The 24,287-nt window shown below is 37.1% G+C and carries 17 protein-coding genes; 9 read left to right on the top strand and 8 right to left on the bottom strand.

What is annotated here, in order from left to right; translation table 11 throughout:
* The first annotated feature begins 514 nt into the window (after positions 1-514).
* The 3 genes from FJR38_RS25305 to FJR38_RS25295 all read left to right on the top strand — a co-directional run bounded on the left by FJR38_RS25305 (position 515) and on the right by FJR38_RS25295 (position 4,903).
* Positions 515-3,505: an Eco57I restriction-modification methylase domain-containing protein gene (locus FJR38_RS25305; protein WP_254449558.1), complete on the top strand. Its 2,991-nt coding sequence runs from the start codon at positions 515-517 to the stop codon at positions 3,503-3,505.
* Positions 3,506-4,175: 670 nt separating this feature from the next.
* Complete coding sequence (locus tag FJR38_RS25300) at positions 4,176-4,421, top strand: UPF0175 family protein (RefSeq protein WP_168498211.1); 246 nt, start codon at positions 4,176-4,178, stop codon at positions 4,419-4,421.
* Positions 4,418-4,903: a DUF3368 domain-containing protein gene (locus FJR38_RS25295; RefSeq protein WP_168498209.1), complete on the top strand. Its 486-nt coding sequence runs from the start codon at positions 4,418-4,420 to the stop codon at positions 4,901-4,903. The genes FJR38_RS25300 and FJR38_RS25295 overlap by 4 nt, the downstream gene beginning before the upstream one ends.
* A 104-nt stretch (positions 4,904-5,007) precedes the next feature.
* Here FJR38_RS25295 and dnaG read toward each other — a convergent pair whose 3' ends face one another.
* Both dnaG and FJR38_RS25285 read right to left on the bottom strand, forming a co-directional pair.
* Complete coding sequence (gene dnaG, locus FJR38_RS25290) at positions 5,008-6,906, bottom strand: DNA primase (protein WP_168540150.1); 1,899 nt, start codon at positions 6,904-6,906, stop codon at positions 5,008-5,010.
* A gap of 13 nt (positions 6,907-6,919) precedes the next feature.
* Positions 6,920-7,822, bottom strand: a complete 903-nt coding sequence (locus FJR38_RS25285) for a DUF4351 domain-containing protein (RefSeq protein WP_168540148.1) — start codon at positions 7,820-7,822, stop codon at positions 6,920-6,922.
* Positions 7,823-8,009: 187 nt separating this feature from the next.
* Here FJR38_RS25285 and FJR38_RS25280 point away from each other — a divergent pair, with 187 nt between their 5' ends.
* Together FJR38_RS25280 and FJR38_RS25275 are read left to right on the top strand one after the other, a co-directional pair.
* Entirely contained in the window at positions 8,010-9,359 is a 1,350-nt protein-coding gene (locus FJR38_RS25280) for an N-acetylmuramoyl-L-alanine amidase (RefSeq protein ID WP_168540146.1), read from the top strand.
* 122 nt (positions 9,360-9,481) lie between these two features.
* Positions 9,482-10,141, top strand: coding sequence for a rhomboid family intramembrane serine protease (locus FJR38_RS25275; protein WP_168540144.1), 660 nt, complete (start codon positions 9,482-9,484; stop codon positions 10,139-10,141).
* A gap of 106 nt (positions 10,142-10,247) precedes the next feature.
* Here the strand turns inward: FJR38_RS25275 and FJR38_RS25270 are convergent, their stop codons facing one another.
* From FJR38_RS25270 to FJR38_RS25250, 5 genes are all read right to left on the bottom strand, one after another.
* Complete coding sequence (locus FJR38_RS25270) at positions 10,248-12,443, bottom strand: tyrosine-protein kinase domain-containing protein (RefSeq protein WP_168540142.1); 2,196 nt, start codon at positions 12,441-12,443, stop codon at positions 10,248-10,250.
* Positions 12,444-12,511: 68 nt separating this feature from the next.
* On the bottom strand, positions 12,512-13,840 hold the full coding sequence (locus FJR38_RS25265; RefSeq protein ID WP_168498197.1) for a polysaccharide biosynthesis/export family protein: 1,329 nt from the start codon (positions 13,838-13,840) through the stop codon (positions 12,512-12,514).
* 165 nt (positions 13,841-14,005) lie between these two features.
* The gene (locus FJR38_RS25260) at positions 14,006-14,710 is read right to left on the bottom strand and encodes a cyanoexosortase B system-associated protein (RefSeq protein ID WP_168498195.1); all 705 of its coding nucleotides are present in this window, start codon (positions 14,708-14,710) and stop codon (positions 14,006-14,008) included.
* Between the two features lie 158 nt (positions 14,711-14,868).
* Positions 14,869-15,774 carry a cyanoexosortase B gene (gene crtB / locus FJR38_RS25255; protein ID WP_174764126.1) on the bottom strand — a complete coding sequence of 302 codons (906 nt, stop codon included), beginning with the start codon at positions 15,772-15,774 and terminating at the stop codon, positions 14,869-14,871.
* 48 nt (positions 15,775-15,822) lie between these two features.
* Positions 15,823-16,956: a DegT/DnrJ/EryC1/StrS aminotransferase family protein gene (locus FJR38_RS25250; protein ID WP_168540140.1), complete on the bottom strand. Its 1,134-nt coding sequence runs from the start codon at positions 16,954-16,956 to the stop codon at positions 15,823-15,825.
* Positions 16,957-17,613: 657 nt separating this feature from the next.
* Here FJR38_RS25250 and FJR38_RS25245 point away from each other — a divergent pair.
* Positions 17,614-19,128, top strand: a complete 1,515-nt coding sequence (locus FJR38_RS25245) for a GAF domain-containing sensor histidine kinase (protein ID WP_168498189.1) — start codon at positions 17,614-17,616, stop codon at positions 19,126-19,128.
* A gap of 40 nt (positions 19,129-19,168) precedes the next feature.
* On the opposite strand, the gene FJR38_RS25240 is transcribed toward FJR38_RS25245, so the two are convergent.
* Positions 19,169-20,128: an NAD(P)-dependent alcohol dehydrogenase gene (locus FJR38_RS25240; RefSeq protein WP_168498187.1), complete on the bottom strand. Its 960-nt coding sequence runs from the start codon at positions 20,126-20,128 to the stop codon at positions 19,169-19,171.
* Positions 20,129-20,967: 839 nt separating this feature from the next.
* Between FJR38_RS25240 and nifB the strand changes: the two genes are divergently transcribed.
* The 3 genes from nifB (at position 20,968) to nifS (ending at position 24,240) form a co-directional block, all read left to right on the top strand.
* Positions 20,968-22,428 carry a nitrogenase cofactor biosynthesis protein NifB gene (gene nifB, locus FJR38_RS25235; RefSeq protein WP_168498185.1) on the top strand — a complete coding sequence of 487 codons (1,461 nt, stop codon included), beginning with the start codon at positions 20,968-20,970 and terminating at the stop codon, positions 22,426-22,428.
* Between the two features lie 88 nt (positions 22,429-22,516).
* Positions 22,517-22,861 (top strand): DUF362 domain-containing protein, encoded by a 345-nt coding sequence (locus tag FJR38_RS25230; protein WP_168498183.1) that lies wholly within the window; start codon positions 22,517-22,519, stop codon positions 22,859-22,861.
* Positions 22,862-23,010: 149 nt separating this feature from the next.
* Positions 23,011-24,240: a cysteine desulfurase NifS gene (gene nifS / locus FJR38_RS25225; protein ID WP_168498181.1), complete on the top strand. Its 1,230-nt coding sequence runs from the start codon at positions 23,011-23,013 to the stop codon at positions 24,238-24,240.
* The last annotated feature ends 47 nt before the right edge of the window (positions 24,241-24,287 follow it).

Here is a 24,287-nt window from a genome sequence, read left to right as displayed (position 1 = left end):
ATTTAGGAAGGAGTTGTAGTAAATATTATCTAATTATTTGATGAGAGTTTATTAGACCAAAAAAGATGTAGATAGTGATCGATAAAATTAGTAAATAGAAATTTTTAGCAAAGAGTGAAAATATTTTTTGCTGTAATTGTCATGTTTATTTAAGCCGAAATGACTATTTTAATTGAGAGAGAGAATCTATTTTAAAACCTAGCGAAATTAATTTCGGTAATATTCTCTATTTTTTGGTAGATAAAGTTAAACTCAACCAGAAAAATTAGGTAAATAAAATTTTCCTGGCTGGGATTTTTCAAAAATATCAATAATCTGAGTTACATCTGCGGAATGTGGGTTTAATTCAGGTACTCTTAACCAAATAAAAGAGGTTTCTTTACATGGTGATTTTCTCAAAGATGTATTTCAAGACGTTTTAGGTTATTCTTCCATTATTGCAGGTGGTGGGAAAGTTTGGGAAATTCATGCAGAACAAACTATTGCTGACGGTGGGGGTACTGCTGATGCTGCTTTGGGATTTTTCACCGCAACGGAAAATAATAAAGGTAAGGTAAAATTACAGGGTAAAGTTGTTGCACCAATTGAATTAAAAGGGACAAAAGATGATTTAGATAGACCCGCACCAGGGAGAAAAGAATCCGCAGTTGATCAGGGTTGGCGCTATGCTAATTATACTCCTGATTGTCATTGGATTATTATTTCTAATTATCGAGAGTTGCGATTATATCATACTAATAAGACTCCGGCTTATTATGAAAAGTTTTTATTAGTTGATTTGGCAAATTTAGAGGATTTTAAAAGATTTTATTTTCTGCTTTGTCGGAAAAGCTTTTTACCAGTTAAAGATATATCTACAATTGATAGGTTATTAGCGACTTCTGAGGAAGCACAAGAGGACATTACTAAAGAACTTTATAAAGAATATAAACAAATAAGATTAAATATCGTTAAACATTTTCGTTTTTTTGCTTCATTAGATATTCCTAATCGTGATCAAGTATTAATTGAGAAAGCACAAAAGACTTTAGACAGAATTTTATTTATTGCTTTTTGTGAAAGTAGAAGACTATTACCAGAAAAGACAATTACTAAAGCCCATGATAGTAAAGACGCTTATAATCCTCGACCAATTTGGGAAAATTATAAAGCTGTTTTTCGTTGGGTTGACCAAGGTAATGAAGATCCACCAATTCCGGGTTACAATGGTGGTTTATTTAAACATGATCCAATTCTAGATGAACAATTAAATATTCCAGATCCTTTATGTAATCAACTTAAACAACTGACGCGCTTTGATTTTGATTCGGAAGTTTCTGTAGATATTTTAGGGCGAATTTTTGAACAGTCAATTACAGATTTAGAAGAATTAAAAGCGGATGTTGCTAAACAGGAATTTGATAAGAAACAAGGTAAACGGAAAAAGTTAGGAGTATTTTACACTCCTGCTTATATTACTCAATATATTGTTGAAGTTGCAATTGGTGGATATTTGCAAAAACGCGAAGATGAATTAAGAGAAAAGTTTAAATTAGAGGAATTTGTAAATACAGCACAACACCAAAAAAAAGAAATTCAATTTTGGGAAAGTTACCGAGATGAAGTATTAGTAAAAACGCGAGTTGTTGATCCTGCTTGTGGTTCTGGTGCGTTTTTAATTGCGGCTTTTGATTATTTTGCAAGTCAGTATCAACGAGTTAATGATAATTTGCAATTTCTGAAACATCAAACTACAGTAAAGATTGAATTAGATAAAACTATTCTCAGTAATAATTTATTTGGTGTGGATTTATCTCCTGAGTCGGTAGAAATTACTAAGTTATCTTTGTGGTTAAAAACTGCAACTCAGGGAAAAGCTTTAACTTATTTGGATGATAATATTAAAATTGGTAATTCTATAGTTGCTGATTTAGAATTTACAGATTTACCTTTTATTTGGGAAAGTGAATTTTCTCAAGTTTTTGCTGAGGGTGGTTTTGATGTGGTAATTGGAAATCCTCCTTATATTCGTCAGGAGTTGTTATCACCATTTAAGCCTTATTTACAGAAAAGTTATCAAACTTATGATGGAGTTGCAGATATTTATATTTATTTCTATGAGAAGGGTTTAAATCTTCTCAAACCGGCAGGAACTCTTTCTTATATTGTGACTAATAAATGGTTGCGTTCTGGTTATGGTGAACCTTTGCGTCGGTTCTTTTCTCAAGAAAGTGTGTTTGAACAAATTATTGATTTTGGACACGCACCAATTTTTGAAGACGCTGATACTTTTCCCTGTATTATCGCAGCGAGGAAATCTGAAGTTTTCAATACAGAGAATGGGAAAAAATTGGTTTTAGTTTGTTCTGTTCCCCGTGAGGAGTTGAAAAATATTAACCTCTCTCAATATGTGCAGAATCCACAAAACAGTTATACTATTCCTTGGTCGCGTTTTACTGCTAATGCTTGGAGTTTAGAACCTCCTGCGGTTGATGATTTAATGCGGAAAATTCAACGGGTAGGAGTTCCGTTAAAGGAGTTTGCTGGAGTTAAACCTTGTTATGGAATAAAGACAGGTTTTAATGAAGCTTTTATAATAGATGAAGCTACTAAGCATAAGTTAATTCAATCTGACCCAAAATCATCAGAAATTATCAAACCATTATTAAGAGGACAGGATATTAAAAGATGGATTCCTGAATGGGATAAACTTTGGATAATTTTTGGACACAAAGATATAGATATAGAACGATATCCTATTATTAAACAACATTTAGAAATTTATAAAAATAAGTTAGAAGCTAGAGCAGGTAAACAGTTATGGTGGCAATGGCAAGCATCACCAACATTTTATCATCTTTTTGAACAACCTAAACTTATTTATCAGGAAATCCAATTTCATCCAGCTTACAGTTATGATAGTGATGGTTTTTTTACAAATAATAAAGGTTTTATTTTGCCGAAAGGTGATTTATATATTCTCGGAGTTCTCAATTCTCCTCTTATATGGTGGTATAATTGGCGATTTTTATCACACATGAAAGATGATGCTTTAACACCTGTTGGTGAGTTAATGGAAACTCTACCTATTGCACAAACTACAGCAGAAATTCGCGCAGAAGTAGAAGCAATTGTCACGCGGTTAATTGAGATTACCAAAATCAACGGACAAGTTTATAAAGAAGTATTAGATTGGTTGCAAATAGAATACAAAATTGAGAAACTGGGAAATAAACTAGAAGATTTCGCAACTTTGGAATTTGCAGATTTTGTAGAAGAAGTTAGAAAAAGAATGCCAAAATCAAAAACTGCTAAAAAATCTTCAGATCCTTTAAGTATACCAGCTTTTACGGCTTTACGTAAGGCTCATAATGATTATGTTCCAGAAATTCAAAGTCGTAAAAATGAAGTTTTAAGTTTAGAACATCGTCTTTCTGATTTGGTTAATCAAGCTTATCAACTTACACCTGAAGAAATTGATTTAATGTGGAAAACAGCACCTCCAAGAATGCCGATTTCTAGATAATATGTCTGAATCAGGATTTCCAGGATTTTAGGATTTTCAGGATTAAGAAATTAAATAGATGTCTGAATTAGGATATCCAGGATTTTAGGATTTTCAGGATTAAGAAATTAAATAGATGTCTGAATTAGGATATCCAGGATTTTAGGATTTTCAGGATTAAGAGATTAAATATTTATGATAATTCCGAAATTACAGCAGATTCCACTCTTTTGAGATACAAACTTAAATTATTAAACTCTTGTGGTGTGGGCATCGTGACGGGTAGAAGTGTACCTCCTAACACCGGGAAGTGCTGTATGTTATTGTTCTAATTCTGAAAATGATAATAACCTGATTCTGACAATTATTTAAATGATAAAATACTCTAGATCATGATGAAAAAAAATCCTGTAAATCCTTAAATTCTGTAAATTATCTCGACTCCGCGGTAGTTGAGCGGAGTCGAAACTCGATAACCACCTGATTCTGACAATTATTTAAATGTTGGGTTTCCTTACGTCAACCCAACCTACGGAATTTAAAAATTAGGTTTCTCAGGATAGAAAAATAGGTAAAGTTATCGTTTATAATAGTTAGGGAATACTCTTGTTGATTTATCAAAATAGTGGAATTTGGGAAAGTTTCAGGGCTTATTTTGTATAAAATTTGCTGTTTGTAAGGAGATGAAATTATGAGTTTAACTATTTCTGATGAGGTGCTAAATTCTAGCGGAATGACAGGGAGTGAATTATTAGTAGAAATTGCAATTATGCTATTTTTACAAGAAAGGGTTAGTCTGGGTAAGGCTAGTAAAATCGCTGAAATGAATTATGTAGAGTTTCAAGAATTACTTGCAAAACGCAATATTTCTATGCACTATGATGTTGAAGAATTTGAAGAAGATATTAAAACTCTTCAATCTACAGGTTGGCTATGATTGTTGTTAGTAATACTTCGCCAATTAGCAGTTTAGCAAAGATTAATCAATTGTCTTTGCTTGAATATATTTATGGTCAAGTGATCATCCCACAAGCAGTATATAATGAATTAACTGATATTAGAGCAGGAGAAAAAGTTAATAACGCCCTAAAAAATGCAAATTGGATAGAAATAAAAAGTGTTATTAATAAGCAATCAGTCAGAAAATTAGATTTAAATTTAGATCAAGGAGAAGCTGAAGCTATTATATTAGCTGTAGAATTAAATGCCAATCAACTATTAATTGATGAAAGGTTAGGAAGACGAGAAGCAGTAAAATTAGGATTGTCTTTAACAGGCATATTAGGTATGCTTTTAATTGCTAAGAAAAGAGGATTAATCAGTAATGTCAAATCATTAATGGATGATTTAATTTCTCAAACAACTTTTAGAGTTGGTGAGAAACTCTATGATCGTATTTTGAAACAAGCAAATGAATAATGTCTGATAGCGTAGTAATGTAGGTTGGGTTAAGCGACAGCGCAACCCAACAAAGTTCCGAAAATGTTGGGTTTCCTTGCGTCAACCCAACCTATATAAATAGTTTAAATTAAGTCAGTTATAGAAAATTGTCGCTGTTTTTCAAGGTCTTGTAAATGGATTTTTTCTATATATATGGCTTCAACATAATATTTATCTTTTTCTGGTTCAGCTTCTGGATCTATTTTCTCCCATTGTTCCATAAAGTAACGATAGCGTTTTTCTCGGAATACTCTTTCCATACAAGCTAATGCTGCTTGGATAACGTGGGGAGTTCGCAAGATTTCTGTTTTATTTTTTTCATTGAGATGAAATAAATGAGAAACTACTTCTAACTCTTCTGCTAATTCTAAATATCTATTTTGCACACTAGAAATTAAATCAACTTCATCAATTGTAAATTCGGCAATTTGTTGCCATAAAAAGCGATGATGAGAAAGACTAAATTCTAAATTGCGGGTTTCTAAATCATCAATAATTGTTTGTCGCTGTTCAGAAGAATGCAAATAGATGATTAATAATAATGCTTCGGCTCGTTCTAGTAAACTGCGTTCTGTGGTTACTAAAGATAGCTTTGGTGGTTTACTTGTGCGAGAATTTAAGGATTTTATACTACTAGGTTTAATTTGAGTTAAAAGATTTTCAACTCTTAAAGGTATGAGTCGAGTATCTCCTAAACTTAGGATTTCTGCACAGTAGGAAACATAATAATTAAGTGTATCACTATTATCTATATTTTGTAATAATTTAACTATTTGTTGGGTGACTTGTTGAAAGTCGGTGGCTTGTTTTAAGTCTCGATTTTCAATAATTTTATGAATTTGCCAATCTAGCCAAAGTGGTGCATTTATTAATAGTTGTTGATAATCTGCTGAAGTATGACTATGTAGATATTCGTCAGCATCTTTACCATTAGGTAAATTGAGGATTTTTAATTGTACTTCCCCTTTATATGCCAAGGTGGCAATCTCACCAATTGCTCTTTCTGCGGCGTTTATTCCGGCTTTATCTGCATCAAAATTAAGGATTAATTGTTTGGATTCAGTGTAACGTAATAGTAGCCGTACTTGTTCTATGCTTAAAGCTGTACCCAGGGAAGCAACAGCATTATTAATTCCTGCTGTATGGAGAGCGATCGCATCAAAATACCCCTCTACAACTACAGCTTGATCTACTTTAGAAATACCGTCTTTGGCTTCATCTAAAGCGAATAAGGTTTTCCCTTTACTAAACAGTTCTGTTTCTGGAGAATTGAGATATTTAGGCTGTTCATCGGTTAAAGTTCTACCACCAAAAGCAATTACTCTACCTTGAATATCACGAATGGGAATCATTAAGCGATCGCGGAAAACATCATAATATCCTCCCCCTTCTTTTCGGGGTTTAATTAATCCCGCTTGTTCTACCAATTGCACAGGATGATGTTTACTTTCTACTAAATAACGGTAAAGTGTTTCCCATCCAGGTGGTGCATAACCTAACCCAAATTGTTGAATTGTTGATTGTTGAAATTGACGACTTTGTTCTAAATATTCTAGGGCTTTTTGTCCTTGAGATTGTCTTAAGGTGTGTTGATAAAATTGAGCAGCGGAAGCTAAAACAGTATATAATTGTTCACGTAGAGATATCTGTCGTTGAAATTCTTGCCTTTGTTCAGGTTCTAAAGTTTTAACAGGAACTTGATAACGTTTTGCTAAATCTAGTACCACATCAGCAAATTGGCGTTTTCCCAAATCCATCACAAACTTAATTGCATTCCCCGCTGCTAAACAGCCAAAGCAATAATACATTTGCTTATTAGGACTGACGGTAAAACTGGGGCTTTTCTCATCATGAAAAGGACATAAACCCACAAAATCTTTTCCCCGTTTCCGCAAGACCACATACTCCGAAACCACATCAACAATATCAGCCCGGAGTTTAACTTCTTCAATAGTGTCTGGATGTAAGCGGGGAATTTGCATTAGAGATTAATACTTATAATTGTTTTAACCAGGTTTCTAAATCAGCTACTTCTGAAAAATCTAATAATGCTTCTCCTAATAAATCCAATTGTTCTAAAGATAATCCTTGAATTTGTACAACTAAAGATGAAGAAAGTTCTCCAATTCGACGATTTAGTTGGCGGATAATTACGCGCTGTTCTCCTTGCTGTAGTCCTCTTTCTTCTCCTTCTTGAATAGCTTTTTCCCGGTCTTGCTGGTACAGTGGTGCTAATCGCATAATCAACTCCCTATCATCTGGTTCTAGATTTTGATTGGCTCTCAAGTTCTGCTGGAAATTGTATAGTAATTCTAGCATCACTTTTTTAAATGGGTGACTTGTCGGTAGTGCTGCCAATTCATCAACCGCTTGTCTTTGCACGGTTTCACGTCCCAGAACTCTTAACCACAGAGTTTCTTCAGTGCTGGGTAATTGATGCACAACAATGATGGCTGTCCCTAAAGAATCAGGTAAAAAATGTACTCCAGGCAACCAATCTACCTTTTGAATTGTACCAAATCCTGATAATAGTTTTGTAGATGCGGTTGGGGTAATAATCCATAGTTTGGGAATATCTAATTCTGTAACTGTGGTTTTTTGGCGATTTGCTTGTCGTTGAAATGCACCTCTAATTTCTAATAATTTTAATATGCAACTACATATCTCTTCTTTAGATGCGGGATTCCGAAATGGTTCAAATATAGCAGGTGTAGCGGCTATTGTCCCTAATAATCCTAATACTCTTATATTAGCATTTTGTACAGAAAATGGAGAAAATGAAACGTCAATTTCCCTAGCTTCTCCCGATACGCGACTCGGTGCTTCAACTTTTCCAAAAGGTTTTAGTAATTCCTCAAGATAGTCTTTGGCAAATTGGTCATGGATAAATCGTGTCATTCAATTTAGTTGGGAGTAAAGTTAATTTGCTGAAGTTAATTATAAAATAACGCGGTAAATAGGATTAGTAATCTCAACTTCCTAATTTTAGGTGACTGGGCATAAATTTTCTCAAATTCTTGTTTCTAGATCCAAAATCATAGATAAAATTGCAATTGCTGGGACTTAACAACGGAAATAGGTAAAAATGGGACGTATTTTTATTTCGGCGGCGCATGGAGGCACTGAAGCGGGTAGGAATGACCCTGGTGCGATCGCAGGTGGAACAACGGAAGCCAAGGAAATGATTTTTCTAAGGGATTTGATAGTCACAGAACTCCGCACCCGTAACTTGGAAGTTTTAGCTGTTCCTGATGATTTGAGTGCTGCTCAAACGATAGTTTGGATTAACTCTCGCGCTCGTTCCCTGGATATAACTTTGGAAATTCATGCTGATGCTGCTAGTAGTCCCTCTGTCCGTGGAGCTAGTGTGTTTTATATTGCTGGTAATGACCAACGAAAAAAAAATGCCGAAACGGTATTGATGGGACTTTTGGGACGAGTTCCGCAGTTACCAAATCGTGGAGTTAAGCCAGATACCGATAGTGGTTTAGGTAGTTTACAATTTTGTCGGCAAACAAAGATCGCGGCTTTATTAATGCAAGTAGGTTTTATTAGCAATCCAGAAGATCGAGCTTTACTCCAAAATCGTCGTCGTGATTTGGCGATCGGTATTACTGAAGGAATTACTGCTTGGAATCAGGCAAATAACCCTGATCAACCAACTCCAGTAGTCAGTTATCCTAATATTAATATCAACATCAATGGACAAAATTATCCCGAACAAGGAGCATTAATTAATGGTAATGCTTATATCCCCATTGATTTAGTAGATCGGTTGCGCGTTGACATCACCAAAGTTGCTAATCTAGTGCGTGTTAATTATCGTCAAATCGTTTATATCAAAGCAGTTGATCTCCGCAATTATAATGTTTCTATTGCTTGGGATAGTGCCACCCGGACTGTTAAATTACGTTCAATTTTAGCAGTTTGTCCCGGACAAATTGAACAAATTATTTCTAATGGGAATACATCAGAATTAGAACTACAAATATTTTTGAAAAATAATAATGAAGCTGCTCTGACACAGTTTCCTGAACTTCCTAAATTCTATCGAGAAGAAGCAACTCTTGAGGGAGTAAATCATGATTTAGCTTTTTCGCAAATGTGTTTAGAAACTGGATTTTTACGTTTTGGTACTGATATTCAACCCCAACAAAACAACTTTGCCGGCTTAGGTGGAGTTGGTGGTGGTGCAGAAGGAGCATCATTTCCTAGCGGCAGAATTGGGGTGAGAGCGCATATTCAACATTTAAAAGCCTATGCCAGTTTAGAACCTTTGGTACAACAAGAAGTAGATCCTAGATTTCGTTTTGTTACCAGAGGTGTTGCTCCTTCAGTACATCAATTATCTGGACGTTGGTCGGCTGATTTAGATTATGGTACAAAGATTACAGCCATACTCAGAAGACTATATGAATCGGCAAATCTTTTGTAAATAGAAAATAGGGAACAGGGAATAGGGAATAGGTAACTATATAGGTAGTTTTTTGGCAAAATTAAATAAGACTCAGCTATTAAGCGTTATATTGTTATTAATGATGATTAGGAACAACATTTGTGTTTCCCCTCTATGATGAAAACCCCACCCGAAGCACCCCATTTTTAACTTATGGGTTGATTGGGATGAACGTTCTTATTTTTCTCCATGAAGTTAGCTTATCAAATGCACAACTAGAGCAATTTTTCCAATTGTATGCTGTAATACCGCAAGAATTAACAACCAATGTTGCTAGTGAGTGGACCACCTTATTTACCTCGCAATTTTTACATGGGGGTTGGTGGCATTTAATTTCTAATATGGTCTATCTTTGGGTTTTTGGTAACAATATTGAAGACCGTTTAGGGCATTTAAAATATCTGATATTTTATCTGATTTGTGGTGCTTTAGCTGCTCTGTGTCAATGGTTTATTGCGATTAATTCTAGTATTCCTTCTTTGGGAGCAAGTGGAGCAATTGCTGGAGTTTTAGGTGCTTACTTAATCTGGTTTCCCCAAGCCAGAATTACCTCTTTAGTCTTCTTAGGTTTTTTCGTGACTACAATCAATATTCCGGCCATAATCATGATTGGCATTTTCTTTATTCAGAATCTCATCTCCGGTGTTGCCAGTCTGCAAGCGGCCGCTAATATGAGTGTAGAAACTGGAGGAGTTGCCTACTGGGCGCATCTTGGCGGCTTTGTTGCGGGCATGATTTTTGCCATCGGTAATCGAGATTAGGGAATTGGGGATTAGTCAGTTGTCAGTTGTCAGTTGTCAGTTGTCAGTTGTTAGTTGTTAGTTGAAAATATCTGCACCCTGCCCCCTGCCTTATTTTAACGCTCACCTACTTTCTGTGTGCAGCAATTGGGACTTCTGGGGATGGGACAATTTCTAATTCTGCATCTTGTGTGGGGATGATGATATCTTCTAATGGTTCAAAAACTGGTTCAGCAATTTGTACAGGGATATCGGCGGCATTAATAATTGCTCCTAAGAGATTAATTTCATAGTTCATTAATTGATCAATGGTTTCACCCAGTAAATTTTCTTGTGTATAGTTTGGTCGTGTTACTAACACCATTCCATCACTATAGGACTGAAGTAATAGGGGATCATTGGAAAAACTGAGACTGCTAGTATCTAAGATTACTAAATCATAACGTTCTCGGACATCTTCCATGAGTCGTTTGATTTCACTAGATTCGATAATTGCGGCGGAGTGAAGAACCGGTCCAGCACTAGGAATAATGTATAAATTTTCTATGTCTGGAACTATGCGGATACATTCACTCAAGTTGGAGTAATACTGTAGTGGTTCAAGGGCAGTATCTTCGTCAAGATTGACATTTAAGAAAGCAGCACGGGATGGCGATCGCAAATCGGTTTCAATAATCAAGGTTCTTTTCCCAGCCCTAGCAGAAGCAATGCCTAAGTTATAAGCACTAACTGTTTTCCCTTCTCGACTACTAATGCTAGTAATCAATAATACTTTAAAGTCTTTTCCACCAATACGGCGCAAATTACTACGGAATCTTTCATAAAACTCCAAATAGGGAGAATCGGAGTCCAGAATTACTGGGACACCATCTGTATGGAAATCATCTAAGGGCATGATGGGCAATTCTCCCAATAGTGCCACCTCTCGTTCCTTGAGACTGTCGCGGATATCTTCTCTGGTTTTGAAAATTCCTTCTAGAGAACCTAATAAAAAGATGACTCCACCACCAACAACAAGACCCATAAAAGAGCCAATAGCTATAGTCACAGGTATATTTTTGGGTTTAACTGCTTTAGCTTCACTGATGGGAGGACTAGAAATACTCAGACTAGATACAGTTTCTGCTTCTGCGGTTTTAGCATCTGTGAGCTTGGCTTGAATTTGGTTATATATAGCTTTTTCGAGTGCAACTGCTTGTTCTAAACGCGATCGCTCTAATTGCTTGTTGGGAATCACAGCATACTCTTGACGTAATTTAGCCTCTTGTTGGATCTGCTGATTAAGTTGTTGTTCCAGTGTTTCCTGTTGAGTTTGCAAGGCTACCATTTGGTTAGCTAACCCCTGTCTGGTTGGATCTAAGCTACTTTGAGTCCGAATCCCGGTCAAATCACCTTGAAGAGGAGCAGCCATACCTGCACCACCCAACACCTCATAAGCTCGTGCTTGTAATAACTCTTCCGAGGCTGCTTTCTGACGCTGTAATTGCACCATAGTTGGGTGTTGGGGTCGTAAATCCTTTCTCAGAAAAGCAATTTGTGATTCAACTTGATAAATTTGCGATCGCAAATTCGCAATAATCGGATCAGCACTCAAAGCAGAAGCCACATAAGCCTGATTTACCCCCAACCCTAATTTCCGTTCCAAAGAATTAATTTGAGCTTTAATTCCAGCAATAGCGAATCTAATTTGCCGTTGCTGATTGAGACTAGATGTAATCCCAGACAATAAACTGCCATTTTCTGCCGCTAAAATTGCTGGACGTTCCAAGCGATCGTATTTTTCTAATTTCTGCTCGGCTATTTGTAGCGATTTTTTAATCTGTGGTAAACGCTCATTTAGTTTTTCAATAATCGCGGTTAATCTACTAGTATTAATTTCTCCACTTAGCTTCACCATTTCTTGCATTAATCCCAGCAAGACGTCCCTAGCTCTATTACCATCTTGATCTTGATAGCCCAAGATTATAGTTGTAGACGTTGGTTTTCCCAACTTATCTTTACCAGGCATTTTGATCGAGATATTTTTAGCAATAGTTGTTGGTTTTATCCTCATCTTTGCTGCTACCGCTTCAATTACTGGATTCGATAATAAAGTGGCATTTGTTAATTCTCTTCCCTGCTGTTGTATCTCACTACCAGTCTGAGAAAAAGATACAGTTGGACCAGTGTAATTTAACTCCCCTGTGGCTATATATACTGGTGGTGGATCAGGTAACATTGCCACTACCGTTGAACCAATTACAGCTAAACTAAAACCTGCTAATCCAATCCATTTATACTTTTCAAAAGCAATAAGATAGCGTTTAACAATTGGTGGAGTCATAATAATTTATAATTTAAAATGAGAAAACTTCATGGAAACTTAGTCAAAAGATTCTTTTTCTCGGTTCTTTAATTTTCTGTACCACCGAATAAACCACTGCCAAAGTTTTGGAAAAAACGGAGAAAAGACTGAACATTAAAGAAAGGTTGAGTAATAGTATTGAGTAAATTAGTAACTTTCCCGACTAAATTGCGACCAACAACAATTACATCATTGTCTTGTAGTGCCACATTTTGGGAAGCATCACCCGCAAGGGCTTTTTTCGCATCTAGTCTTTGAGTAACAGCTTTACCTTGTTCCGGATCAAAACGAACTACAGCAATATCACGAATATTAGCAGTATCGAGACGAATACCCCCTAAAGCATCTATAAACGTACTTCCATTCGGAAGAGATTGAATCGCAATTCCTCCCGCTGCATAGTTTAACACCCGCACTCTAATTTGCGGAACAGCCAAAGTTGAACGGGCAATTAAATTTCGATCATAACCTTCATCCGTACCAACTTCCCGTTGTGGCACAATAATGGCATCACCATCTTGCAGACGTAAATTAGGTGCTGATACACCATTTTGCAAAGCAGCATATAAATTAATGTTTTGTGAAATAATCGAACCATCAGTTAATTGACGACGGACTTGTACTTGCCGCAAATCTGCCTTCAGCGTAGAACCACCAGCCAATGGTAAGATATCAGTAATTCTGGGCATAGCCGTTGATGCAGAATATATTCCTGGTCGAAATACTTCACCCGTAATAGTCAATTGCACAGGACGCATTCCCGACAAAGACACCTCGACAATTTGATTAGGTGCAACTTTCTCTAAAGCCAAGCGAATTTTTGCCTGTGCTTCTTCCAAACTCAAACCTTGTACGGAGATTTTTCCTACTTGTGGCACAATAATATTACCATCTATGCCAATGGGGGCAGAAAAACTAGAGTCTGGCCGTTGTCCTACCAGTGATAAAACTGTAATGGGATTAATAATATAACGATCTAATTGAGTGCGAAGTTTTGCTTCTGCTTCTAGCAAAGTTAACCCTTGCAAAGGAACTACTCCTAATAATGGAACAATAATATTACCTTCTGGATTAATAGATGCTTGAAAGCTTAAATCTGGAAAACGCTGCACATTCAAACTAATGGAATCACCAATACCTAAACGGTATATTCCAGGAGGACGCTGTACGGAAACAAGAATTGTATCTCCTGTGGATAAAAGATAATTACTAAATTGTGGTGAAATTTCGTTACTTGTGGTAGCTGTAGATGTCATCTCAGCATTCTCAGGTGGTGAAGGTAACGATTGCGAAGGTGGTAAATTCTGCGCTATGACAGGATGAAATGATGTTGTTATTTGAACACTGATTAAAAATAGGAGACTAAATTTACGCATATTAGATTGAGTATTGTTACAAGATATTTTTGTATCGGCTCAATAAGTAGGGTTAGCCATAAGGACACAGGAGGTAGGGGCGCAGGGTCTGCGCCCATTCAGGAGACAACGAGGAAGAATAAGGTTTTTCCTGATGTACTTAGGAAAGATATTAAAAAGTGAAATTTATAAAACCTCTGTGATTAAAGCTTGTTGGACAATCTGACCTAGTGACTGAACCTCAGTCCAAGATGTTTCCACCTCTCCTAAAGGCTCAATTGGTAGCAAAATAGTAACAGCCACCCAATAAATACGGCGATGCTGCCATTGTGCCACTTGATCGGCAAAAAACCAATTTAACGGTGATGGATTACCTGCGTTCGGCATTGCATACCATTGTAAAACAGCGAAGGTTTGCTGTGGGGTGACAGCACGAAAAAAATTAGCCGTTACTTTAAATGTAGTATTTGTATCTTCATTTGAAGTTATATTAACAGTAAATTCACCAGAACGATCTTGAGCTATATCCCATCTTCCCCAGTTATTTATTTCTGTCCATTCTACTTCTGGTTGATCTTTTGGTCCGTTTTGCGGTAGTAAAAGTAAGATCGCTTCGGTAGAAGTTCCTTGCTTCTTGATGCGCTGCCAAGACCATTTATGTGTACCAAGTTGTTGTTGAGATTGTTCAATAGTTGGCCACCCTGGAATACTTAATCCCACTTTGCGGATATTTTGCAACTTCTGGAGGTTAGTAATTGGTGGTGGCTGTTTCCATTGCCATTTTCCTGTTATGTATCCAGGAAATGCTCCCAGGGCTAACAGTAATAATAGTAAGACTACTACAATCACTTGATACCATTGTTGTTTGAGTAATTTAGATAAGGAAATCATATAGTAAAGCAAATTGCTAGTCAGGTGATTGGTGATTAGTGATTGGTGATTGGGAATTGGGAATTGGGAATTGGGAAACTTATTTCTGCGCCCCTACTCCCCTACTCCCCTACTCCCCTGCTCCCCTACTCCCCTGCACCCCTGCTCCCCTGCTCACCTTATTCACTTGTTTCCAGTTCTTCTCCCATAAAATAGGTATTCATGCCATTGAGTATAGGTATTAACAATAACAGCATACAAGCTGAATATAGGTCGCCGCCCCAACTATCATGAAGCCAGACAAAAGCGCCTTCATTACCTGTACCGTGGAAAAATGTCAGGAAAGTGTTGCGAATAATATTAGCAATTACACTAATAAGCATAGCAACAGATAAAAATATGGCACTGATGCGGCGAGAAGATAAAGTTTCGGTCCAATAAAGTAACATTAAGCTGACGTAGAAGGTTGTTAATAACATTTTCAAGCCGGCACAATAGGGCGCAACTTCGACAATTCTGCCACCAACATATATATTTATACCATTTACAGTTACATCCATACCCATTTGATTGAGAATAAATGCGGCTGTTCCGGCAATAAAACTTTGTAGAGGAAATGTGTAGGGAGTGATGATATATGGTATGGCTGTAGGAGTAGCAAGAAATACTAAGATTAGGGAAAACCCTTGTAATTTTAAACCGGGGCGGCCTTTTAGCCATAAGCATATTCCCGTCAGTATAACTGGTAGGGAAAGATTAACCCATTCCGTTACACCACTTAAATAAAAAACCATCCCTACTATTAATAGAAACAACCCCAAAGGATTGCTATGATCTGGAAGCCGTTGCCATTTTTTTCGATTTAACCAACTTAGATAAAATGCAAATGGTAAACCGATAATACCATGACTAAAATATTCGTGTTCGATACTAATGCTTTTGTGTAACCAACCATCTACCCAATGTAGTAAGATGGGCGCATAAAGTAAGATTAAAATGCCTATAATTCCGAAGGTGAGAAGTTGTTCTTGGTTGGTTTTTTTAACTGTTGTGGAAATGTCATATTGATAATTGATAATTGACAAAAAATGTGATCCTGTCCCCCTTTCTCCAGCCTCTTTCTAGTCCCTATTCTATAGATCAAATAGGATGGCTATAGTAGAGACAACTTCTGTGATTTGATTGCTATTCAAACCAGGGTACATGGGTAAGGATAATATTTGTGTAGATAGCTGTTCTGAATGGGGAAAGTCTCCATTTTGATAACCTAAATATGTAAATGCTGGTTGGAGATGACAGGGAATTGGGTAATGAATTCCTGTTTGAATCCCGGCTGTTGTTAATTGTGTTTGTATTTGTGCGCGGGTTACAGGACAAGATTGATCTATATTGATGACATAAAGATGATAAACATGACCTGTACTACTTTGATTTTCTATGGGCAGAATACCAAGAGAGGCTAAAGGGGCTAGTTTTTGATTATACTCTTGGGCGATAGTCAAGCGATCGCTATTCCATTGCTCTAAATAGGGTAATTTTTGTTGTAATATCGCTGCTTGTAAGGTGTCCAAACGGCTATTAGTTCCCGGTTCTAGATGCACGTACTTTTGAGATGAACCATAATTTCGTAAGCGACGCATTTTTGTGGCTATATCTGCATCTGCTGTCACCAATATTCCCCCATCTCCCAAAGCGCCTAAATTCTTGCTGGGATAAAAACTAAAGGCTGCTGCTTTCCCTACTGAGCCGGCTTTGTATCCTTCTCTTTCTGCTAAGTGTGCTTGGGCTGCATCTTCAAAAATGATGACTTGATGGGTATTGGCAAAATCTAATAGCTGGCTGGGTGATACCATTTGTCCATACAGGTGGACGGGAATAATGGCTTTGGTTTGGGGTGTTACGGCTTTTGCAGCGGCTTCTAAATCAATTAAGGCTGTTTTGGGGTCACAATCTACTAAAATCGGCTTTGCTCCGGTTTTTAGTACGCCTATCAATGTAGCAACAAAGGTATTGGCCGGTAAAATGACTTCATCACCTATGCCAATATTACAGGCTTCTAACCCCAGAGCGATCGCATCTGTTCCTGATGCTACCCCAACCCCATATTTTGTCCCGGAAGCCGTTGCGAAGGCTGTCTCAAAATCTGATACTGCTTGTCCTAAAATAAAATCACCCTTTGTCAATACATTCTCTATTGCTTGGTGCAGTTGAGATTGAATTGGCTGGTGTTGAAATTTCAAATCAACAAAAGGAATTTTTACAGTCATTTGCTTAGTGATTGAGTAGCCTAAAAAACTATAACAGTATTCGAGTTTCCCAAATTGTGGGACACTAGTACCGCAAGGCGGAAGTCAAAAGTCAAAAGTCAAAAATCAAAATGAATACAGCATGAGCTTTTCAGAGATTTGGAATAGTTGGTTTATTTACGCCAATCTGTACTAGGGGAATTTAAGGCAGAATTTAGCTTTAAACCTCATCCATCTTGAAAACTTGAGTTTTCGCCATAGAAAAAACTATGGATTTCAACTTGGAAGGGGTTTAGATATTTTTGATCAGCAATTCTGTTCTCATTATTCAATAAGTAGAATAACTGAGATACCTCCTAGTTATTGATACTGATAATTATATCAAATCCTAGTTCGTTATTTATAATTTGTGATTACAGTAGTTTTCATGTATTTGTACCACACGCTAATTTTTCTATTCCTTTCTTCCTTTGCGTCTTTGCGCCTTTGCGTGAGATATAAAATGTGGTGAATTTACCCGAAAATCACTGTAATTATCCTTGAGGTTGTCAGAACAAAAATTTTTTCTCCCAAAGTATTGATTCTAGGCACAATTAGGGAATGCTTAAAAAAAGGACAGGATAACCTCTCATGGTTATTTGCCTCATCAAGCCAGCAGTTATCAAGGTAATAATGACAATGGTAGATTCAGAAAATAAATTATTTGCGCCCCAACATAATTGGAATTCCGTCACCCCAAAAGAACAACAACGTCTTCAAGCACTGACAAGTCTGGGGCTGCGACAATCAGAAATGATTCCGGTGTTTGAAGAAGCTACCCAAACGGCTGCTCACTTTTTAGGTGTAGAAATTTCTATTTTAGGATTTATTGACCAAAAACTTCATTGGTTCAAATCAGCGGTGGGCTTATCACGGCTAGGATTAATGAATGACTTAGCTCGCAACCGCCAACTTTTGCGCCAGGAATCATTTTGTACTCAAGTAGTAGAAACATCACAAGTTTTAGTCATTAATGATACAAATCTTGACACAAATTCATTCATTCAAGAAAGTAAATTAGTTCGTGATTATGGTATTCGTACTTACTTGGGAGCGCCTCTAATTGATGCAGCAGGTAATTGTTTGGGTACATTAGCAGTCATGGATAGACAGCCTCGTAATTTTACAACTCGTGATATTGAATTTTTACAAATAATTGCGCGTTGGAGTATGAGTGAATTTGAGCGCAACCGCTTATTAAAAGATAACTCAGAACCAAGAACCGTTAAACCTAATTCAAATTTTTCACTTTTAGAAGCACAAACAATTGACTTAAAAGTTGCTGCGACTCATGTAGAAGCAGACTTAGACTTAACTAAACAAATTCAATTAGAACTTCTCAGCCAGCTAACTCAAGAATTACGGACACCATTAACATCTATATTAGGAATGGCTGGTGTATTAGGAAGAGAAATTTATGGACCACTGACAACTAAACAAAAAGAATATTTAGAAATCATCCAACATAGTGGCAAATATTTACTTTCTCTAGTCAATGAAATTACCGAATTAGACGCAACAAATCAAAATTCCCATGTCATAAATTTAGTTCCTGTAGATATTGAAATGCTGTGTAAACAAGTTATCAATACTTTAGAAGAACTAGCTACTCGTCGGGATCAAAATATTCGCCTATCTATAGAACCAGGGCGTAATCGCTTCTTATCTTTAGATAAAGATAAAGTACGACAAATTTTATATAATTTGATTTTTAGTGTCATTCAAATTTCTGCTATGGGTAGCATAGTCAGAATTCACGTTACATATAAAGAAGATACTTTATGTGTGACAGTTTGGGTATCTCATCCTTGGTTAGGAGATGGTATTACTGACTGTGATGCTTACTTTTACCTCAATTCCTCGCAAATGGTAGCTGTGGTAGATGAGTATAGCAATGATGATATGCAGTCAGAAAATCCCCAAAAAGTTCCTGATTCTTACTCAGATATGTTAGGTGATTGTTTAGTTGAAAAAACTGAAAAATTAGCGGCTAATATGTCACGTGAAAAACTAGGACTATTGTTGAGTTGTCATTTAGCAGAATTGCATAATGGACAAATTTCTATTCAAGGTTCACCAGAATCAGGATATCGTTATGTATTATCTTTGCCATTAAAATTTGCAACTGCGTCAACAGTCGTGAGTGAGATATAGCTGGAGAAAGAGAATCAGAAATAGGTTAAATGCAGTACAATTAAATGCGGGTAAATACTGTATTTACAGCGATCGCAATTTTACCCATAGCTCGTTCACTTTCACTATACTGATGAGCAGCAATTAATTCTTGTAATGGATATGTGCGATCAACTACAGTCCGCATTTTACCTGTTTCAATTAACTTTTGCAAATACAGCAAATCCTGGCTATTAGGTCTTTCTAAGACAAATTTTACCTTTTGTCCCGGAAAAACCGCCGTTAAAATAATCTGCAAAATTACATCTGGGGTAGGTAAAGTAGAAATAAAAACCCCATTGGGCTTTAAAACCTTTCTGCATTCAGAAAATTCTCTTTTAGCAACTACATCAAAAATGATATCGTACTGCACATTACCTTCTGTAAAATCCTGTATAGTATAGTCAATAACTAAATCTGCATTCAGAGACTTCACCAAATCCAAATTTTTAGCACTGCAAACACCAGTCACCTCAGCCCCCAAAGCCTTAGCAATTTGCACAGCAAAAACGCCCACACCGCCCGAAGCCCCATTAATCAATACCGATTGACCTGATTTGAGATTACCCAAGTCTCGCAGGGCTTGAAGAGCCGTTAGCGCCGCTAAAGGAACAGTTGCGGCTTCTTCATAAGTCAGATTTGTGGGTTTGGGAGCAGCTAAATTTTCGGGAACAACTGCAAATTCGGCATAAGCACCACCAGGAAAGTTAGTGCTGCCATAAATAGCATCACCTACCTGAAAGCGCGTTACTTGCGAACCAACTTCCACCACCTCCCCAGCCACATCAAAACCCAAAATCAGCGGAAATTTGTTTCCTGTTAATATACTCAACATCCCTTTGCGGGTTTTCCAATCAATGGGATTAACACTACTAGCATGAACTTTGACAAGTAATTGCTCAGGCTTAATTTTTGGTTGTTCCACCTCTTCATATTGCAAAACTTCAGGAGAGCCATAACGATGGATAACAACAGCTTTCATCACATTTTCCCTAATTCGATTTGTTCGTCATAGTTATAGTGTAATGATAATTGAAAGTTCATGGTTAACAAAATTATCAATAATCATCAAGAAATAATGATAAAACAATTAAATCTTTTGAAAATGATCTGCATTAAGATAGATGTTTTTTCAATGCTACATTCCTGATATAGTCAGGATCTAGCTATGTTTTGTATCATGAAAAATAGAAAAATTAAGAAAAGATAAATTGCATTTTTATGCGAAAAATAAATGATAGGTTGTATACAGAATTGAATTTCGCACGTATCTGGAGTAATCAGGTTGATTCTACTCCAGTTTTTTACCCTTAAATCCCTGACAAACCAGAGTTTTCAGGAGAATTTGCGGGAAACTTGAGTACAGTTGAATATTAGAAAAACCCGATGAAAATATAGCTCAAATCCTGACAGGTATTGAGTTTTAGATGAGTACAAAGAAATCCTGAACCCCTCACTATAAATACTAGTACCCCTCACTATAAATACTCGTACCCCTACCCAAAAAAAGTTTTTTTAATTTTTTTATGGTTGCAATACAAGGATTTTAGAATTTGAGTACAAAACTAATAAATCCAATAAGTTCTATCCTAGATAAACCCAGCAACGGCTAAAGAACGGACTGCTATAAATCATTTATCGCCAATCACTTAACGCTCCTTAACAAAGTTAGCAGCCAAAAGTGAGTGGAGGGATGAGATAGCACCATGTCCAAGTAAATTGAAGTTACGGCTGTATACAGCTTATTCAATTTCCAGACATTGGCAGTAGTAACAGCATCTCCCACAGTGGCCCTCTAGTCCACCGAACTTGCGAAATTCAATGACACTACCTGCTATAGACATTCTCACCTCCGAAAATCAGGATATCATTATCAGCCCGGCTACATCTGCTGCTTGTGGTTGCGACAGCAGCACAACTCCAGAAATGGATGAAAAACTCATAGAACGCATTTCTAAACACCCTTGTTATAGTGAAGAGGCTCATCATCACTATGCACGGATGCACGTTGCTGTTGCTCCAGCTTGCAATATTCAATGTAACTATTGTAACCGCAAGTATGACTGCGCTAACGAAAGTCGTCCTGGAGTAGTGAGTGAACTGCTCACACCGGAAGAAGCTGCACATAAAGTGTTAGTAATTGCCGGAAAAATTCCCCAAATGACTGTATTAGGAGTTGCTGGTCCTGGTGATCCTTTGGCTAATCCAGAAAAAACTTTTCGGACTTTTGAATTAATTGCAGACAAAGCACCAGATATTAAATTGTGCTTATCAACTAACGGTTTGATGCTCACCGAATATATCGATCGCATCAAACAATTAAATATAGATCACGTTACTATCACCCTTAATACCATTGACCCCGAAATAGGCGCACAAATCTATTCTTGGGTTCACTATAAACGCAAACGTTATAGAGGGGTTGAAGGAGCAAAAATTCTTCTAGAAAAGCAGTTAGAAGGATTGCAAGCTCTCAAAGAAGCTGATATCTTATGCAAAGTTAATTCCGTGATGATTCCTGGAGTTAATGATCAACATTTGGTAGAAGTTAACAAGGCTATTCGTGAAAGAGGAGCATTCTTACACAACATCATGCCGCTGATTTCTGCACCAGAACATGGTACTCATTTTGGTTTAACTGGTCAACGTGGACCAACAGGAAAAGAACTGAAAGAAGTCCAAGACAATTGCTCTGGTAACATGAAAATGATGCGCCACTGTCGCCAGTGTCGAGCCGATGCGGTAGGATTATTAGGAGAAGATCGTAGCCAAGAATTTACTAAAGATAAATTCATGGAAATGGCTCCAGAATATAACTTTGAAACCCGTCAAGAAGTTCACGAAGGTATTGAGAAATTTAGAGAAGAAATTAAGGCAGCCAAAGACAAAGCTAAAGCCAATTCTGTAGAGAATAATGATGGTAAATCTCTACAAAACAAACCTAAAATCCTAGTTGCAGTAGCGACAAAAGGCGGTGGATTAGTTAACCAACACTTCGGACACGCCAAAGAATTTCAAATTTATGAAGTTGATGGTAATGAAGTGCGCTTTATCAGTCATCGGAAGATTGATCAATACTGTCAAGGTGGTTACAGCGAAGAAGCTACCGCAGACAATATAATGAAAGCGATCGCAGATTGTAAAGCAGTCTTAGTATCGAAAATAGGCAATTGTCCCAAAGAAAAATTAGAAGCAGCAGGAATCCAAACTGTTGAAGCCTACGACGTAATTGAAAAGGTTGCTTTAGAATTTTACGAGGAATATGTTAAGGCTAATGGGTAAAAGGTAATTGGTAATGGGTAATATTTTCCAATCACCAATCACCAATTACCTGTTACCAATTCACCAATTCACACCAAGGTAAATAATCATGGCTTACAAAATTACTAGCCAGTGTATTTCCTGCAAGTTGTGTTTATCTGTTTGTCCTACCGGTGCAATTAAAGAAGGTGACGGTAATTACTGGATTGACTCTAAACTTTGCACAAACTGCGCTGGTAGTATTCACACTGTACCTCAATGTAAAGCCAGTTGTCCTACTGCTAATGGTTGCGTTAAACAACCTAGTGATTATTGGGAAAGTTGGTTTGCTAATTACAACCGTGTCTTAGCAAAGTTAACAAAAAAACAAGACTACTGGGAAAATTGGTATAACTCTTATTCTCAGAAGTTCTCCGAACAGTTGCAAAAGCATCAAGGACAAGTAGTTATATAGGTGACAGGGGACAGGTGACAGGTGACAGTTAATAGGAAATAGGAAAGATAAATATTCTCCCCTGCCCCTCTGCCCCTCTGCTCCCCTGCTCCCCTGCCCCTCTCCCCCTGACTCCTTCTTTACCACTTTATACTTTTATAGAGAAAACCATGCAAAATAATTGCATCTATCTTGATAATAATGCCACCACTAAAATAGATCCTCAAGTTGTAGAGGCAATGATGCCTTATTTGACGGACTACTATGCCAATCCTTCTAGTATGCACAGTTTTGGTGGACAACTTGGTAAAGCTGTAAAAACAGCCAGAGAACAAGTTGCTGCTTTACTTGGAGCAGAAGAATCAGAAATTATTTTTACCAGTTGCGGAACTGAAGGTGATAATGCTGCTATTCATGCTGCATTATTAGCTCAACCCGAAAAACGTCACATCATCACTTCCCAAGTAGAACATCCAGCAGTTTTAAATGTCTGCAAACAATTAGAATCTAAAGGTTATCAAGTTACCTATTTGTCAGTAAATGCTAAGGGACAAATGGATTTGAACGAGTTAGAAGCTTCTCTAACTGGTAACACTGCATTGGTGACAATGATGTATGCCAATAATGAAACCGGCACTATTTTTCCAATTGAAGAAATTGGTGCTATGGTTAAAGAATATGGAGCAATCTTCCACGTTGATGCAGTGCAAGCGGTAGGCAAAATACCCTTGAATATGAAGACCAGCACCATAGATATGTTAACTATATCTGGTCACAAAATTCATGCTCCTAAAGGTATTGGTGCTTTGTATGTTAGACGTGGAGTTCGATTCCGTCCTTTATTAGTTGGTGGACACCAAGAACGGGGACGCAGAGCAGGTACAGAGAACGTTCCCGGAATTATTGCTTTGGGCAAAGCTGCGGAATTGGAAAAGCTACATATAGAACAGGCAACTACTAAAGAAAGAAAGTTGCGTGATTATTTGGAACAAACTCTTCTGGCTAAAATTTCCGATTGTGAAGTAAATGGTGATATCAAAAATAGATTGCCAAATACTACAAATATCGGTTTCAAATATATTGAAGGTGAAGCAATTTTGCTCTCTTTAAATAAGTACGGTATTTGTGCTTCTTCTGGTTCTGCTTGTACTTCTGGTTCTCTTGAACCTTCTCATGTTTTACGAGCTATGGGTTTACCCTACACGACTTTACATGGTTCAATTCGCTTCAGTCTTTCTCGCTACACAACAGAAGCGGAAATTGATCAAGTAATAGCTGTAATGCCGGAAATTGTTGACCGTCTCCGGGCTTTATCTCCCTTCAAAAATGATAATGCCGATTGGTTACAACAACAGTCAGTAGTCGTAGGGGCGAAGCATTCGGAAAATAGCCTTAGATAAAAATTGATAATTAGTCGCCCGAATGCTTCGCCCGTACAGTGGTCAGT

The sequence above is a fragment of the Anabaena sp. UHCC 0253 genome (assembly GCF_009712085.1).
Classification (GTDB): Bacteria; Cyanobacteriota; Cyanobacteriia; order Cyanobacteriales; family Nostocaceae; genus Dolichospermum.
This window is presented reverse-complemented; position numbering and strand designations above follow the sequence as displayed.